The organism is Sphingobium sp. SCG-1, from assembly GCF_002953135.1.
Taxonomy (GTDB): domain Bacteria; phylum Pseudomonadota; class Alphaproteobacteria; order Sphingomonadales; family Sphingomonadaceae; genus Sphingobium.
Window position 1 is genome coordinate 3,394,254 of record NZ_CP026372.1, and the last position, 13,116, is coordinate 3,407,369.

14 protein-coding genes, 1 tRNA gene and 2 pseudogenes are annotated in these 13,116 nt (G+C 61.2%); 10 read left to right on the plus strand and 7 right to left on the minus strand.

Annotated elements, in window-relative coordinates:
* Window positions 1–358: 358 nt before the first annotated feature.
* Both C1T17_RS15675 and C1T17_RS15680 read left to right on the plus strand, forming a co-directional pair.
* The gene (locus tag C1T17_RS15675; RefSeq protein ID WP_104954242.1) at window positions 359–1,366 is read left to right on the plus strand and encodes a DUF2279 domain-containing protein; all 1,008 of its coding nucleotides are present in this window, start codon (window positions 359–361) and stop codon (window positions 1,364–1,366) included.
* Window positions 1,367–1,571: 205 nt separating this feature from the next.
* Window positions 1,572–2,780 (plus strand): UbiH/UbiF/VisC/COQ6 family ubiquinone biosynthesis hydroxylase, encoded by a 1,209-nt coding sequence (locus C1T17_RS15680; protein WP_104954243.1) that lies wholly within the window; start codon window positions 1,572–1,574, stop codon window positions 2,778–2,780.
* Here the strand turns inward: C1T17_RS15680 and C1T17_RS15685 are convergent.
* Genes C1T17_RS15685 through C1T17_RS15695 form a run of 3 tightly spaced genes read right to left on the minus strand, consistent with a single transcriptional unit; the run spans window position 2,777 to window position 4,495 of the window.
* A complete protein-coding gene (locus C1T17_RS15685; protein WP_223262642.1) occupies window positions 2,777–2,947 on the minus strand; it encodes a Trm112 family protein in 171 nt (56 codons plus the stop codon). The two genes, C1T17_RS15680 and C1T17_RS15685, sit on opposite strands and share 4 nt — an antisense overlap.
* Complete coding sequence (locus C1T17_RS15690) at window positions 2,944–3,582, minus strand: LON peptidase substrate-binding domain-containing protein (protein WP_104954244.1); 639 nt, start codon at window positions 3,580–3,582, stop codon at window positions 2,944–2,946. The genes C1T17_RS15685 and C1T17_RS15690 overlap by 4 nt, the downstream gene beginning before the upstream one ends.
* A gap of 1 nt (window position 3,583) precedes the next feature.
* Window positions 3,584–4,495, minus strand: coding sequence for a tetratricopeptide repeat protein (locus C1T17_RS15695; RefSeq protein WP_189338372.1), 912 nt, complete (start codon window positions 4,493–4,495; stop codon window positions 3,584–3,586).
* A gap of 207 nt (window positions 4,496–4,702) precedes the next feature.
* On the opposite strand from C1T17_RS15695, the gene C1T17_RS15700 reads away from it, so the two are divergent.
* Window positions 4,703–4,777 (plus strand) — tRNA-Gly (locus C1T17_RS15700).
* Window positions 4,778–4,856: 79 nt separating this feature from the next.
* A pseudogene (locus C1T17_RS15705) lies at window positions 4,857–5,105 on the plus strand (SDR family oxidoreductase); the annotation flags it as partial.
* Window positions 5,106–5,406: 301 nt separating this feature from the next.
* Here the strand turns inward: C1T17_RS15705 and C1T17_RS15710 are convergent.
* Together C1T17_RS15710 and C1T17_RS15715 are read right to left on the minus strand one after the other, a co-directional pair.
* Window positions 5,407–6,192 (minus strand): alpha/beta hydrolase, encoded by a 786-nt coding sequence (locus C1T17_RS15710; protein WP_104954246.1) that lies wholly within the window; start codon window positions 6,190–6,192, stop codon window positions 5,407–5,409.
* A gap of 28 nt (window positions 6,193–6,220) precedes the next feature.
* A complete protein-coding gene (locus C1T17_RS15715; protein WP_104954247.1) occupies window positions 6,221–7,048 on the minus strand; it encodes an alpha/beta fold hydrolase in 828 nt (275 codons plus the stop codon).
* Window positions 7,049–7,173: 125 nt separating this feature from the next.
* Between C1T17_RS15715 and C1T17_RS15720 the strand changes: the two genes are divergently transcribed.
* Window positions 7,174–8,163 carry a GlxA family transcriptional regulator gene (locus tag C1T17_RS15720; RefSeq protein WP_104954248.1) on the plus strand — a complete coding sequence of 330 codons (990 nt, stop codon included), beginning with the start codon at window positions 7,174–7,176 and terminating at the stop codon, window positions 8,161–8,163.
* A gap of 449 nt (window positions 8,164–8,612) precedes the next feature.
* On the opposite strand, the gene fixJ is transcribed toward C1T17_RS15720, so the two are convergent.
* Window positions 8,613–9,278 (minus strand): response regulator FixJ, encoded by a 666-nt coding sequence (gene fixJ, locus C1T17_RS15725; RefSeq protein WP_223262643.1) that lies wholly within the window; start codon window positions 9,276–9,278, stop codon window positions 8,613–8,615.
* On the minus strand, window positions 9,214–10,761 hold the full coding sequence (locus C1T17_RS15730) for a sensor histidine kinase (RefSeq protein WP_104954250.1): 1,548 nt from the start codon (window positions 10,759–10,761) through the stop codon (window positions 9,214–9,216). The genes fixJ and C1T17_RS15730 overlap by 65 nt, the downstream gene beginning before the upstream one ends.
* A gap of 79 nt (window positions 10,762–10,840) precedes the next feature.
* On the opposite strand from C1T17_RS15730, the gene C1T17_RS15735 reads away from it, so the two are divergent.
* The 5 genes and pseudogenes from C1T17_RS15735 to C1T17_RS15755 all read left to right on the plus strand — a co-directional run bounded on the left by C1T17_RS15735 (window position 10,841) and on the right by C1T17_RS15755 (window position 13,101).
* Window positions 10,841–11,530 carry an alternative oxidase gene (locus C1T17_RS15735; RefSeq protein ID WP_104954251.1) on the plus strand — a complete coding sequence of 230 codons (690 nt, stop codon included), beginning with the start codon at window positions 10,841–10,843 and terminating at the stop codon, window positions 11,528–11,530.
* Window positions 11,531–11,555: 25 nt separating this feature from the next.
* Window positions 11,556–11,915 carry a histidine kinase gene (locus C1T17_RS15740; RefSeq protein ID WP_104954252.1) on the plus strand — a complete coding sequence of 120 codons (360 nt, stop codon included), beginning with the start codon at window positions 11,556–11,558 and terminating at the stop codon, window positions 11,913–11,915.
* Window position 11,916: 1 nt separating this feature from the next.
* Window positions 11,917–12,299 (plus strand): annotated as a pseudogene (locus C1T17_RS21755) (group III truncated hemoglobin).
* A complete protein-coding gene (locus C1T17_RS15750) occupies window positions 12,296–12,589 on the plus strand; it encodes a DUF1971 domain-containing protein (RefSeq protein WP_223262644.1) in 294 nt (97 codons plus the stop codon). Before C1T17_RS21755 ends, C1T17_RS15750 begins: the two are co-directional and overlap by 4 nt.
* A 62-nt stretch (window positions 12,590–12,651) precedes the next feature.
* Window positions 12,652–13,101 carry a globin domain-containing protein gene (locus tag C1T17_RS15755; protein ID WP_104954253.1) on the plus strand — a complete coding sequence of 150 codons (450 nt, stop codon included), beginning with the start codon at window positions 12,652–12,654 and terminating at the stop codon, window positions 13,099–13,101.
* Window positions 13,102–13,116: the final 15 nt, after the last annotated feature.

Genomic DNA, 13,116 nt, shown 5'->3' on the forward strand with positions numbered 1-13,116 from the left:
CATTGTGCCAAAAGAGGATTGCCGCAGGTCACTCCGCCTCGGCATCAGGGGCCGGTGAATGTTGAGACGAATGGGATGAGCGTTCGATGTACTATCCCTGGCGTTTAGTGGTTCCTTACCGAGCGCCCTCTGAGCCAACGGCCGCCGCTGCTTCACCCAATTGCAGTCCCTCAGAATTATCGTCACGCGCCGGATCGGCTATCCGCAACCTGAGAGACATGGCCGCAAGCAGGCGGAAACACTGCTCAACACTGAAGCAAGCGATGTGTTGACATAGGTTGGGGCCGCCGCGTCCGCAGCCGGTACAATCTACCGGATGAAGGGGGGCACGTCTCTATGCAAGAGCATTGTCTTGGTCATGATCGCCGACCTGGCCGCTCTGACTTCCCCCGTGTTTGCCGCCGAACGGGCAGAGTTCCCGCTCAGCGCCCCTGACCGATCCGATCAGGCTGGCCCCACCAATCCGCTGGGCACACCGGCTCCGACCTTCACCTTCGATCTTGCAAAAATCAACGCCCGTGCCCTGCCCCGCCCACTGGAGTATGGACCTCCCAACCCATTGACAGATCCGTCGAAATCGGAAGGTTTTCCCGATCCCGAACGTTATGATTCTTTCGGTGAGAAGCTTGGTGCGGTCAAGTGGGAAGTGGGCGCGATCTTTGCCTACACCACCATCACCCAGATCATCGTCACAAAAGAGAAGATCAAGTCCTTTCACTTTCATCACGAAGGATGGTTTGGAAAAGACACCAAGGCGTTAGGGCTGGACAAGATGGCGCATGCCTACAATGCCTATGTAATCGCAGACCTGCTCCATTGGCGGATAAGTCGAAAGACCGGCGGAGCGCCCGGCGACGCGATGGCCGCGGCAGCTCTTGGCATGGGTCTCCAATTTTATGCAGAGCTGTTCGATGCGCATAAGACAACGAGCGGCTTTTCTATCGAGGATGTGGTGTTCAACACCGGTGGCGCCCTGTTGTCCGCGCTGCGCAACACAGTACCAGGCCTTAGGGACAAGCTGGATTTCCGGCTAATGGTCATTCCCAACTCGGACATCTATACATTCAAGGGCCAGCGGCATTACCGGCAACAGCGCTATATTCTTGCTGCGACGCTTAGTGGCTTCGATCGCCTCCGAGACACGCCGCTTCGCTTTCTGGAACTCCATGCGGGCTATTACGCGACGGGTTTCACCCCAAGTGAGAGAGCGCGCGGCGAAACTCCCAGCCGCCGTCCCTATGTTGGCATCGGCATCAACTTCAAGGAACTCCTTTTCGGGTCATCGCGGTCGCAAGTAACGCGGGCGGCAGGAACGATGTTCGACTACATTCAGGTACCGTACACATCGCTGCCGGTCATTCGCTAAAATGGCCGGGCATGATTTTGGACGAATGCTGGAGAGTTGCAGGTTCTGGTATCGAGTATCGGCGGCGCTCCGCCCGGGTACGTCAGAGGATTCCTAATATAGGAATATTGAGCGATCCGACGCGATCAGCTCAAGCGCTTCGTTCGCCCTTCCCTTCGGTGCGCCAGCCTCCTAGATCGGGGCTTGCAGTTTAAGGAAAAGCGCCATGCAGCGGTTCGATGTCATCATTCTGGGCGGTGGGCTTGTGGGCCTCACTCAGGGCATTGCCTTGAGCGCGCATGGGGTATCCTGCGCAGTAGTCGATCCCGCCGACCCACACGCGGCTATCGCGCCGGGATTCGACGGACGCGTATCCGCGATCGCGAGTGCGACATGGAAAATGTTGCAGACCATAGGCGTCGGCGCGCATCTGGAGGGAAAAGGCTGTCCGATCGAGCGGATCTGGGTCAGCGACGGGCTGGAGCCGGGCGCATTGGAGTTCATCGCGCCATACGAGGACGGCGCAATGGGGACGATGGTCGAAAATCGCGACATTCGCATCGCTCTTCGCGATGCTGCCGGGCAAGCCGCCGATCTGACGGTCTTCCAACCCGACCGGGCGATCAACGTCGAACGCGATGCCGATGGGGTCCGGATGACGCTTGCCAGCGGCGTCCAACTCTCCGCTGGGTTGCTCGTTGCCGCGGAAGGCCGCAACAGCCCGACGCGCGACGCCGCTGGGTTACGTGTTGCGCGCTGGTCCTATCCGCATGTGGGCACCGTCACGGCTATCGAGCACGAAGTTCCTCATGCCAACACCGCCTACGAGATTTTCTATCCGGGCGGGCCGTTCGCCCTTCTGCCGATGCAGCCGGGGAACCGCTCCGCGATTGTATGGACGGTCCCTGAAAAACACGCAGCAGGCATGCTGGCGCTCAGTGACCGGGCGTGGCTTGCTGAGGCGCAGAAGCGGATGGGTGGATTCCTTGGAGAAATCTCGATCATCTCGCCGCGATCGAGCTATCCGCTGGGCTTCCATCATGCGGCGCGGATCACCGACACGCGGCTAGCGTTAGTTGGTGACGCAGCGCACGGCATCCATCCCATTGCGGGACAGGGGTTGAACCTTGGCCTGCGCGATGTGGCCGCGCTGACGCAGGTCGTGGTGGAGGGTATGCGCCTCGGGCTGGATACGGGCGATGCGCAATTGCTTGCCCGCTACGAACGCTGGCGCAGCATCGACTCGCTGAGCGTCTCCGTCGCAACCGACAGTCTGGTGCGCCTGTTCGATGTGCCGGGAAAGCTACCGTCAGCGATCAGGCGTTTCGGCTTGGGTGCCGTACAGCGCATCGCGCCGCTGAAGAATCGCTTCATGGCGGAAGCGCGGGGCGAGTCCGGCGCGTTGCCCCGCCTGTTGATGGGCGAAGCAGTCTAATCCAGAGGCCGCGCCTTGCGGGGAAGCAGCACCGGTACGCCGTTTCTGATCGGGTAGGCGAGCCGCGCCTCGTCTGAAACAAGCTCCTGCCGCGCCTCGTCCAGCCGGAGCGGCGTTCGTGTGACAGGGCAGACCAGCTTCGCCAGCAGTTCGGGCGTCAAAATCACTGAAGCGTCGCCTGCCCGTCGCCGTCAGTGCGGCCGAAGAACTGCATGAGTTGGATCGTGCGCTCCGCGCGCTCGCGCAGGGAAGGCGCCTCCAGCAGAACCTGCTTCGACGCCGCGTCGAACGGCGCGATCTGGGCAATGCCATTTACGAGCGAGGCATCGTCCAGTCGCGAAACAGCATCCCAGTCAACCACATAGCCTTGCATCTTGGCAAAACGCTGCGATTCCTGTTCCAGCGCCGCCCGCTCAACGGACGCCAGGATGTCGTCATCGTGGACGGCCAGGCTTTCGACTTCAGCCTCAACTTGCCTGAACGGCGTTGTGACTGTCAGTTCCCGCACCACCTTGAACCGTGCGACACCGGTGAGGATGATGTTAAAGCGGCCATCGTCCAGCGCCTCGAATTCGCCGATGTGGCCGACGCACCCAATGTTGTAAAGCAGCGGCTCTCTATTCTGGCTGCCCGCATTGGCTGCATCACCGCGAGGCTGGATCATGCCGATCCGCCGATCGCGTGCCATAGCGTCCCGCACCAGCGCCCGATATCGTGGCTCGAAAATGTGGAGTGGCAACTGCATCCCCGGAAAGAGCAGCGCCCCGGCCAATGGGAACAGCGATATGCGCTGCGTCGGCATGTCAGCCGAACAAGATGGCGGATAGGCGACGGCGCTGAGCGGACACCCATGGGTCTTCAAGACCAACCGCTTCGAAAAGCTTCAGCAATTGCTGGCGGGCCGCGCCTTCGTTCCAGTCGCGATCGCGCGCTACGATGTCGAGGAGCGCGTCTGCGGCGGCATCGCGATTGCCATTGGCCATATAACCGCCTGCAAGTGCAAAGCGCGTTTCATAGTCGTCCGGATTGGCGGCGATCTGCGCTTCAAGCCCCGACAGGTCTTCCACCGGCTGCGAGTCCCTGGCAAGCGACAATGCCGCCCGCGCGCGTTCGACATGTTGTTCCTTTGCCAATTCCGGCGGCACCGCGTCCAACACGAGTTGCGCCTGATCCAGTTCGCCCAGCGCCACCAGCGCGCGAATCTGCCCGCTGAGCACTTCGGCATTGTCCGGCGCCATGTCCCCGATCTGCCGGAAGATGCTCAGAGCGCGGTCGGCGTCGCCCTCCCCCAGTGCTTCCTCGCCCATAGCAATCAGCGGAGCTATCTCCTGCGCTTGCGCCTTGTCCTCCGACTCGATCGGAAGCTGCGACAGCAACTGATCGAACATTTGCCGGAACTGCCCTTCCGTACGTGCCTGGGTCAGGTCGGCGACCGGCTGGCCCTGAAAGATCGCATAGACGGTAGGGATCGACCGCACCTGAAACTGTGAAGCGATGAAGCCGTTCTCATCGACGTTGATCTTGATCAGCTTGACGCCTTTGGTGGCGTATTCGGCGCAAACCTTCTCGATCACTGGCGTCAGTTGCTTGCAGGGTCCGCACCATTCGGCCCAGAAATCTACGATGACCAGCGATGTGCGCGACGGGTCCACCACGTCGCGGCGGAATGCCTCGACGGCCAGCTTGTCGCTCTCGCTCATCCCCAGCGTCGCCAATGATCGTCTCCTGATAGCAGCGTTTTCGTGATGCCCTTATGTGGGGCACCTTTGCGCTGGCGCAAGCTTTCACCACCCAAAGCTTCATCCGATACGGCTTTTTAGAACAGTTTTCGAAATCCGGCAAAAACACGCTTGCCGCATTGCGAAACCGATGCTAGTTGCCGCGCCTCACCCGCCGGAAGGACTTGTTCCCCGGCCGCCAGAGCGGGCGTAGCTCAGGGGTAGAGCACAACCTTGCCAAGGTTGGGGTCGAGGGTTCGAATCCCTTCGCCCGCTCCAGAAATCATCCATAAATCAATGGTTTCTGGGGCAACTGTGTGAGCGTGGTAGTCTCTAAAATGTTTGGTCGCTCACCTCGTTTACGCGCGGACTATCGCGCGAGCTCGGACCGAACGGCATCACCGTCAATCTCGTGCAGCCTGGATCGGTCGACACCGACGCCAATCCGGCGGACGGCCCCGCGGCAGATTTTCAACGTAGCCTGACCTCCCTGGGGCGTTACGCCAAGCCGCGCGAAATCGCGAATGCGGCGGCTTTTCTCGCAAGCCCGGCCGCGAGCAGCATCACCGGTGCGACGCTGACCGTCGACGGTGGCGCCATCGCCTGATCATGGGCGCAATGAGGATAGCGTCTTGCTACCGAGATCGGGCACTCCCTTATCCTAGATGGACGGCCGTCCTCGTGACCGCTTGCCGGCTTCGACTTCGAGATCAAGGTCATCGCCCGCATACCAGATGGTCCGCTTCATTATCACGGAAGTCGGCTCTTTTCCGTCTAAGACGTTCGCATCGGCCGGGCGAACGTCTTGATTTGGTCGCCTGCTGCCGGTTAGCGGACGGACCGCCTCTAGGAACGTAAAATAGGCAGCTGAATGGCGACAAAGGGTCGGTTTGGCCTAGCTGGCTAGACTATCGCTGATGGCGTTCCGCCCAATCCAGGGCGAAATCCGCCACCTCTTCCCAACCGGCATCCAGCAACGTCCAGTGTGACCGGTCCGGAAATTCGCGATATTCGGTGAAAGATGGCGCGCGCTTCTGCCGGGCGAAGATCGCGCGTGTCATTGCCGCGTCGGCGATCAAATCCTTGCCGCCGCCGATCAGCAGCATTGGCGCCCGGCGGGGATTGCGCCAGTCAATCTTCATTGGGTTGATGATGCCATCCCAATAGACGCGCCCCGGCGTCGGCGCGATATAGCGTTCGTAGAGGGCGCTGGCGCGCGCCGCAGGCACCGTCTGGGCAAAGCGGCGCGCGAAGAAGCGGTGCGACATATGCTTTACTTTGTTCCGGCTGAAGAGGTCGAGGAACACGGGCAGCGCGGAGACGATCGCATGGGGGTAGAGCGGCACGCCGGGTGTGGGCGCGGGATCGATCACGACGCCCGAGACGCCCAGACCCCGGTCCATCAGATGCTGGACGAACACGCCGCCTACCGAATGGCCGATCAAAATGGGCGCTTCGGGCAGGGCACGGATGATCGCCTCATAATGGGCGACGATCTCCCGCTGGCCAAGTTTCCTGAGATCGGGATGGGGGCTGGCGCGCAGATCGGCAGGATCGCGCTCGTCGAGAGGCCAGTCAGGTGCGATCACGCTATAGCCGCGCGCTTCATAGCGGGCCTTAACTCCCTCCCAGCTTTTGGCGTTCAGCCAAGCGCCGTGGACGAGGACGATGGTTTTGGTCGGGGTCGTGGTCATGACATGTCTCCTTGTTTCGGGCGTGGCCTCAGGCGCGGATGAACGCGAGCAGGTCGGCGTTGAACCGGTCCTGGTGGGTCTGTGTCAGGCCATGGTCCGCGCCCTCGTAGATCGTGAGGACAGCCTGCTTCACGATCTTGACGGTTTCGAGAGCGGAGGCACCGATGGGCACGATCTGGTCGTCGTCGCCATGCAGCACGAGCGTCGGCACGTCGAACTTCGCGAGATCGGCGTGGAAGTCACTTTCGGAGAAGGCGCGGATGCTGTCGAGTTGGCCCTTGAGGCCGCCCATCATGCCCTGCCGCCAAAATTCCTGCTGAACCCCCTTGGAAATGACCGCGCCTTCTCGGTTGTAGCCGTAAAAAGGAATGGAGAGGTCGCGGAAGAACTGGCTGCGATTGTCGTAGGTGCCCTTGCGGATCCCGTCGAAGGCGTCGATGGGCAGGCCGCCGGGATTGGCCTCCGTCTTGAGCATCAACGGCGGCACCGCGCCGATCAGCGCAACCTTGGCGACGCGTGCCGTGCCGTGGCGGCCGATATAACGGGTGACTTCGCCGCCGCCCGTCGAGTGGCCGACGAGGATCACCTTATGAAGGTCCAGCGCCTCGATCAGTTCCGCGAGGTCGTCGGCATATTGGTCCATGCTGTTATTGTCCCACACCTGATCCGAGCGGCCATGGCTACGGCGGTCATGGGCGAGGGTGCGGAAACCCTGATTGGCGAAAAAGACCATCTGCGCGTCCCAGGCATCTGCGCTGAGCGGCCATCCATGGGAGAAGAGGATGGGCTGGGCATCCTTAGCGCCCCAGTCCTTGTAGAAGATGCCGGTTCCGTCCGTGGTGGTGATGATGCTCATTCCCTGTTCCCTTCGCTCAACGGCGCGGTTGCGCTCCGTGACCAAAGGGATACACTTGTTGCGTGGCCGTCAGGATCGGCAGTTCCGACAATAGGCAGGCCAAAACTGACAAACGGGGGTTCGGCATGGCAGAGAGGGTGCGCATCAGGGCCGAGATCGGCCTCATGCTCTATGATAACTGCCAGTCAGCGATGGTCTATGGCATCACGGATCTTTTCTCGATCGCTTCGCAATTGGCCACTGACCGGGGAGGGTTGCCGCTGCGCGTCAGTCACTGGGCGCTAGGCGACAACGGCGGCTTTTCTCGCCTGTTCGATACGCACCCGGATCAGGCGGGCAGCCCTGAAATCCTGATCGTGCCCGGCCGCCTGACGGGTCCGGCCGGTGCGGAGGAAGCGGCCCCCTATGCGCGCTGGCTGCTCGACCGGCACGCGCAGGGGGCAACGCTCGCGTCCAATTGCGGCGGCGCGTTCCTGCTCGCCGCGACAGGCCTTCTTGCCGGGCGACCCGCGACGACACACTGGCTCTTTGCCGACCAGTTTCGCGAGCGCTTCCCCGACGTCCGCATGGAACCCGACAAGATGGTGATCGAGGATGGCGATATCATCACTGCGGGCGGCCTGATGGCGTGGACGGACCTTGGCATGCGGATCGTCGACCGGCTATTGGGGCCGACGGTCATGATCGAGACCGGCAAGTTCCTGCTCGTCGACCCCTCTGGCCGGGAACAGCGTCACTATAGCAGCTTCGCGCCTCGCCTAACCCATGGCGACGGAGCCATATTGAAGGTTCAGCACTGGCTGCAAGGAAGGGCGGAAAAGACAGTGAGCGTGCCGGAAATGGCCAACACCGCCGGGCTTGAGGAGCGAACCTTCCTGCGCCGGTTTAAGGCGGCGACCGGCCTGAAGCCAGTCGAATATGTCCAGAACCTGCGCGTCGGCAAGGCGCGGGAACTGCTGGAATTCACCAGGAGATCCGTGGAGCAGATCGCCTGGGCCGTCGGCTATGAGGATGCGACGGCGTTCCGCCGTATCTTTCACCGCATTCTGGGGTTGTCGCCGGGCGAGTATCGTAGCCGCTTTTCCAGCAAGACGGAACTTCAGGTGGCGGCCTGAAGTCCAGTCCTGCGAACGCTCCTTCGTTCTACTAAGAGGAAGGAAAGAAGAGCGGACCGTCTGCTCCCCAAGAGAAAAATGTGGGCTCAGAGCGACCGGAATGGGTCGACCTCGGTAGACGGCGGTTGGGATGAAGCAGTTTTCCAAGCAGTATCCGCTGAATTGGGGTATACCGTCGGTCGATACCCGCTTTCAATCCTGCCGCCCGTTCGGAGTCTGAGAAAGGCGTTTTTAGCCGAGGCTCGCCATAGCCCACGCAACGAGCAGCAGAGTGACGGCCCCAATGCGCCACTGATGTTATGCAGCTTTCTCTATTGCGCCCACTCGCTGGGCTTTTCAGGCCTACCTCGTATTCTTGTATCGCCATCAGACCCTTTTTGATCGCAGAGATGACGAACACTGTGATTGGCCAGCATGCGAAAGCAACAGAGTATCTAGCCGGCCAACAATTATGCCAGCCGCGCTATGGTTACCATTCTCACCAAGTCCGACAGGGTTTTGGCGTGCATTTTCATCATCACGTTGGCGCGATAAACCTCAATTGTCCGGGCGCTGATTTCCAGATCGTAGGCAATCGCTTTGTTGGCTTGTCCTGCAACTAGGCCGTCCATAACTTCTCGTTCCCGGGGGCTCAGGGTGCCGATGCGGTCGAGTACAGCCTGCCGTTCGGCGATGGCCGTTTCCTTGTCGTTGTGCCGCGCCAAGGCATTGCGAATGGCGGCGAGCATAACCTCATCGTCGAACGGTTTCTCAATGAAGTCAGCGACGCCCGCTTTCATCGCCCGAATCGCCAGCGGCACGTCGGCGTGGCCAGTCACAACGATTACGGGGACGCGAGCCGCTTTGCCCCCTAAATTCTCGGCGAGCTCGACGCCACTCATACCGGGCATGCGCATGTCGGTGACAACGCAGGCTTCGGCGAGCGGAGGCGATGACTTGAGGAAGGCATCAGCCGAGGAAAAGGAGCGGACGCGAATGCCGGCAACATCAAGGAGGAATTCGAGCGAATGGCGGACGCTTTCATCGTCGTCGATGATGTAGACGATAGGATCACTCGGCATCGTATAGCCCTTCCTCGCTAACGCGCGGCAGCGTAAAACCCAACACTGCTCCACCTCCTTGCTGCGGTTCCGCCCAGATGCGCCCACCGTGAGCCTCGACAATAGTGCGAGAGATTGAGAGGCCGACCCCCATCCCTGTGCGCTTGGTAGTGATGAACGGCTGAAACAGTCGGTCGGCAACGTCTATGTCGATACCCGGGCCGGTATCGCTCACCGTCACACATGCCATTTCCGCTTCAGCAGGTTCGATGCGCACCGTGAGTTCACGTTTAACCGATGTGGACGTAGTCATGGCGTCGACGGCATTGCGCACAAGATTTAGCACCACCTGCTGCACTTGGACCTTGTCTGCCAGCACCAACTCTACCTCTGGGCTGAATTCATATTGCACACGAATACCGTGTTCCTTTGCTCCCACAAGCGCTAGCGCGCTCGCCTCCTCCACCAGCTTGGGCAAGCTCTCGATCGCTCGCTCTGTTTCACCGCGAGCAACGAAATCCCGCAGGCGGCGAATGATGTCGCCTGCGCGGAGCGCTTCCGTGGCGGCTCGCTCCACCGCATCGATGACGCGCGAATTTGGAACCTCGTCTCGCTCAAGCAGCATCTTGCTGCCCTTCAGGTAGTTGGCGATCGCTGAAAGCGGTTGGTTCAATTCATGCGCCAGAGCAGAGGCCATTTCACCCAACGCGGTAAGGCGGGAGACATGGACCAGCTCGTTCTGGAGCTCCTGGAGCCTCGCTTCGGCATGCTGACGTTCGGTCAGGTCCCGGATAAACCCGGTGAAGAAGCGCTGGCCGTTCGCCTGCACCTCGCCGACGGCAAGCTCCAGCGGGAACGTGGAGCCGTCGCGCCGTGTGCCGACCACGATGCGGCCTTGGCCGATGATCCGCTTCTCGCCCGTCCGATAGTAGCGCTCCAGGTATCCGTCGTGCGCTTCGCGATAGGGCTCCGGCATCAAGACCTTCACGTTCTTGCCAGCCACCTCGGCCGCAGGCCAGCCAAACATCCGCTCGGCGGCAGGGCTGAAGTCACGGATCAAACCTTGCGCATCGATCACGACCATCGCATCCGGAACAGTGTCGAGGATTGAATGGAGATGCGCCTCACGGCTCGCCAGTTCGGCGGCGGCGGCCTCGGTGTCCGTGCGTGCCCGCTGGAACCACTCGCCGCCAATCGCAATGGCGAACCCGATCGCAACGAACGCGGCGGCTGCGATCACACTGCCACTCTCGACCGGACCCGCCATGCGATCGCACCACAGCCCTGCGGCCGCGCCGATCAAGGCCGCCATAGTGCCGGCGCGCAAGCCCGACAGCGCGCTCGCCACCACCACCCCTGGAACGAAGAAGATGAAGGTTGCCCGCGTTCCGAGAACTTCTGCGAAGACTATCCGGATTGCCACACCGGCGGCGATCGCAACCACCGCCACCGCCAAGGCGACGGGTAGCGAAAGTCGTGGCAGGAAGCGGCTGGAGAAGCTGCCGTGGCCGACCTCCGGTAAGCCCCTTAAGGGACGCGCGGTAGGGACATCATCCAAATTTCGGGTCTCTCTTTCATCGCCTAGTTACGGCCCATCGGCGGCACACTGTCAATCGCGCCGCACTGGAGAAGTTTCAATGACTGCACCGTTGATCGATCTTGGCGTCCATCACAAGGCCGGCGGCCTGTCAGACAAAGTAGCGCTTGGCTTTACCAAGGTGTTGCGCTGGTGCGCCGACACCTTCTTCGCCCAGCGCTACGGCCACCGCGCGGTAGTGCTCGAGACCGTCGCGGCAGTGCCGGGCATGGTTGGCGCGACGATCAACCACCTCGCTTGCTTGCGCCGCATGTGCGACGATAAAGGGTGGATCAAGACGCTCATGGACGAAGCCGAAAACGAGCGCATGCATCTGATGACCTTCATCGAGATTTCGAAGCCCACCTGGTTCGAGCGGACGGTGATCATCGGGGTGCAATGGGTCTTCTATCTGTTCTTCTTCGGCCTCTATCTAGTCAGCGCCAAGACCGCTCACCGGGTGGTTGGCTACTTCGAGGAAGAGGCAGTGATCAGCTACACGCACTATCTCGCCGAAATCGACGAGGGCCGCAGCGCCAACGTGCCGGCGCCCGCGATAGCCAAGCATTATTGGGGCCTACCCCAGAACGCCACGCTACGCGATGTGGTCCTGGTGGTCAGGGCGGATGAAGCGCACCACCGCGACGTCAATCATGGCTTCGCCAACGAGCTCGCCGGCCTGCCGGTCGGTCCAGTAGCCCACTGCCCGCCGCATGCCGAGCTCGTGCCGAACTGGAAGAAGGCTGCCTGATCGCCGCCCGCAACGAGGACAGGACATGCACAAGGATCGTCTGGCCCTACTTTTCGTGGATGACCAGCCTGTCCTGTCCTCGTTGCAATTTGCTCTGACCCTCCAGGGTTTCATGCCTGAAGACGGCGATGCCGAGGGAGCGAGCGTCTGGGCGGCAAGTTGCCTGATTATCGACCAGCGCTACGGTCCGGGCGGTCTCAACTTTCTTCAGGAGCTCCGGGTCGCGGGCATTGGGGTGCCAGCGATTCTTCTGGTGACCAATCCCACGGAGCGACTACGCCGCTGCGCTGCTTCGCGCGGAGCGGTTGTCATCGAAAAGCCTCTACTGGGTGATGAGCTCGCCGAAACCCTCCACATTATCCTCGACCACAGCAAGGCCGCCTGAGATGACCGAAAACCCGCTTAGCGAACAGGATATCGCCTCGCTTGTACCTGCGTTTTATGCACGTGTGCGACAGGATCCGCTGCTTGGTCCGATCTTCGATGGCGCTATCGACGACTGGCCGCATCATCTGGTGAAGCTACAAGACTTTTGGTCATCTGTGATGCTGACCACGGGGCGCTACAAAGAGCAGCCCATGCCGCCCATGTTCGCCATGAGGAGAGCCTCACCGTTGAGGCCTTCGACCGTTGGCTCGACCTTTGGCGGCAAACCACGAACGAGCTTCTCGAGCTGGCGGCCGCTACGGCACTCCAGGAGAAGGCGAGCCGTATCGCCGAAAGCCTTCAGCTCGGGGTACGCTTTTACCGCGAGAGGAAAGCCGCATGAGCGCAATGCCGCGGACAACCGCCACGCCGTACAAGCGGACGCCGACCTTCACCGAGGCAACGATCCCTCAAGGCCTCCTCAAGGATCACTCGACGAAGGACGGCACCTGGGGCTTGATCCACGTCGAACAGGGCGCGCTTCGGTACGTCGTGACCGACACTCGGCGACTATCGACCGAATGCATTCTCACTGCAGATGGCAAGCCCGGCTTGGTTGAGCCGACGATCCTGCACCACGTGCAGCCGCTCGGACCGGTGCGGTTTCACGTCGAGTTTCTGAAAGAGCAATAACTGCCAGATGCTTCGCGTCCTGCCGCTTATCCTACCAAACCATCAACCGAAGGATCATTCACATGCGCACCGCCTCTCCTGCCGCCATCGCGATCGTCAAGGCCACTGCCCCCGCAATCGAGAAACATGGCGTCGAAATCACGACCGCCATGTATGCACGCCTGCTGCAGGACCTGGAGATCGCCGCACTGTTCGATCGTGCCGCTCAGGAAAGCGGCGAGCAGCCGCGCCGGCTCGCTGGCGCGATCCTGGCCTATGCCAGGAACATCGACAAGCTCGAGAACCTTGGCACAGCCGTGCAGCGTATGGTTGCACGCCATGTGGAGACAGGCGTCAAAGCCGAGCACTACCCCCACGTCGCCGCCGCGCTCCTTCCGGCAATTCGCGATGTGCTCGGCGCGGAGATCGCGACGGATGACGTCTTGAACGCTTGGGGTGAAGCCTATTGGATGCTGGCAGACATCCTCATTGCCGCTGAAGCACAGGCCTATGAAGCGGCCCAAGCTGCGTGAGAGCTCCCAGCTTTT

Coding starts and splice junctions, on each gene's coding strand:
- C1T17_RS15675 (WP_104954242.1), top strand. CDS start 359: ATGATCGCCGACCTGGCCGCTCTGACTTCCCCCGTGTTTGCCGCCGAA.
- C1T17_RS15680 (WP_104954243.1), top strand. CDS start 1,572: ATGCAGCGGTTCGATGTCATCATTCTGGGCGGTGGGCTTGTGGGCCTC.
- C1T17_RS15690 (WP_104954244.1), bottom strand. CDS start 3,582: ATGCCGACGCAGCGCATATCGCTGTTCCCATTGGCCGGGGCGCTGCTC.
- C1T17_RS15710 (WP_104954246.1), bottom strand. CDS start 6,192: ATGACCACGACCCCGACCAAAACCATCGTCCTCGTCCACGGCGCTTGG.
- C1T17_RS15715 (WP_104954247.1), bottom strand. CDS start 7,048: ATGAGCATCATCACCACCACGGACGGAACCGGCATCTTCTACAAGGAC.
- C1T17_RS15720 (WP_104954248.1), top strand. CDS start 7,174: ATGGCAGAGAGGGTGCGCATCAGGGCCGAGATCGGCCTCATGCTCTAT.
- C1T17_RS15735 (WP_104954251.1), top strand. CDS start 10,841: ATGACTGCACCGTTGATCGATCTTGGCGTCCATCACAAGGCCGGCGGC.
- C1T17_RS15740 (WP_104954252.1), top strand. CDS start 11,556: ATGCACAAGGATCGTCTGGCCCTACTTTTCGTGGATGACCAGCCTGTC.
- C1T17_RS15750 (WP_223262644.1), top strand. CDS start 12,296: ATGAGCGCAATGCCGCGGACAACCGCCACGCCGTACAAGCGGACGCCG.
- C1T17_RS15755 (WP_104954253.1), top strand. CDS start 12,652: ATGCGCACCGCCTCTCCTGCCGCCATCGCGATCGTCAAGGCCACTGCC.